General features: G+C 54.6%; 1 protein-coding gene. It reads right to left on the bottom strand.

Annotated features, from left to right (window positions below; genetic code table 11):
• Positions 1-504: ABC transporter permease (locus AB4Z23_RS28275; protein ID WP_441361281.1), on the bottom strand; the 504-nt coding region annotated here is incomplete at both ends.

Genomic DNA, 504 nt, shown 5'->3' with positions numbered 1-504 from the left:
ATCCTGCCGACTATGATGTACAGCGCCAGAATGCAGCTCAAAAGAAGGACGCCGAGTGCGGCCGACATGCCCCAGTTGATTGTCGTGTTCGCATAGAAGGCGACAAAATAGCTGAGCATTTGGTCCGATGCGCCGCCAACCAGTGTCGGTGTGACATAATAACCTGCTGCGATGATGAATGTCAGGAGACAACCAGCACCGACGCCGGGCAGCGTAAGCGGGAGATATACTCTGAGGAATGTTGTCAACGGCCCTGCCCCCAGAGATGATGAGGCGCGCACGAAGGTCGGCGAGATACCCTTCATGACACTGATAAGCGGTAGCACCATGAACGGCAGCAGGATGTGGACCATTGCAATATAAAGGCCGGTTCTGTTGAACACGAGCTCAAGCGGGGCGTCCGTCAAATCAAGTGCCTGTAACACGCGATTGACTATCCCTTCCTTCTGAAGAATCACGATCCAGGCACTCGTTCTCACCAGAAGCGAGGTCCAGAACGGCAAC

The organism is Agrobacterium sp. MCAB5 (genome assembly GCF_052114365.1).
Lineage (GTDB): Bacteria > Pseudomonadota > Alphaproteobacteria > Rhizobiales > Rhizobiaceae > Agrobacterium > Agrobacterium tumefaciens.
Note: the sequence above shows the minus strand (reverse complement) of the source record. Positions and strands in the feature narration are given on the sequence as shown.